This is a genomic window from Kordiimonas lipolytica, from assembly GCF_042651265.1.
Taxonomy (GTDB): domain Bacteria; phylum Pseudomonadota; class Alphaproteobacteria; order Sphingomonadales; family Kordiimonadaceae; genus Kordiimonas; species Kordiimonas lipolytica.
Genome location: NZ_JBHSCR010000018.1, coordinates 1 through 796, shown reverse-complemented (window position 1 = coordinate 796; position 796 = coordinate 1). Strand labels below are relative to the sequence as shown.

Genomic DNA, 796 nt, shown 5'->3' with positions numbered 1-796 from the left:
TCCAACTCGTTCTAACTCTTTGTTTGTATAGTTAGACCACTCTTTACGCCACTCTGACACCAATTCTTTTTTATCCCAACCAACAAGATCTATCTTTCTAGTTCTAGGATTTCCGTTTTTATTTAAAGACTTTTCCCCATTTTCATCTAGGATATATTCTTTTCGTGATTTTTGCTGCTGCCAAGAACCATCTTTCTCAAAAGGTCGAATGGTTAGCATGATATGAGCGTGAGGATTCTTTTCATCATCTCTATGAATTGCAACATCTGCCACCATGCCACGATCAACAAAATTATCTTGAACATATTTTTTTAGTAAATCTTTTTGATCACCAGGGCTTAGTTCAACTGGTAGAGCAACATTAACTTCTCTTGCTAAACGACTATTAGAATTACTTTCAATGCGTTCCACTTCGTTCCAAAGTTGCTGACGATCATAAACAAAATCAGGTGCATGTTCAGGGGCTAATATCATGGTTTCCGGTTCTACTTCTCTTTGATAGTTTTTGGTTTCTCCACTCTGTTCATCAAATAATTTTTCACCACTTCGATAAGAAGCAGAAGCGACAGAAGATTGACCTTTTCCTCTTGAAATAGCTTGAACAGAAAAATGATAGATAGCCATGATATAGCACTCCTTTCATCAGCCCCGAAGGGAAAGATTTTTTATAAATAATCGCCAATAGGCGATAGCCCTGAAACCGTAGGTTGAAGGATAAAATATTGCATAGCAATCGCACGACACCTGACAAGGTGTGTAAGTGCGCCCTTATCTCTAAGGGAATTATAACATGCCG

Annotated in this window: 1 protein-coding gene; it reads right to left on the bottom strand. The window is 37.9% G+C overall.

The genetic code is table 11. The annotated features are described in order from the left end of the window. The coding region (mobQ, locus tag ACFO5Q_RS16705; protein ID WP_380084427.1) for a MobQ family relaxase at positions 1–624 on the bottom strand (624 nt) is incomplete at its 3' end. Positions 625–796: the final 172 nt, after the last annotated feature.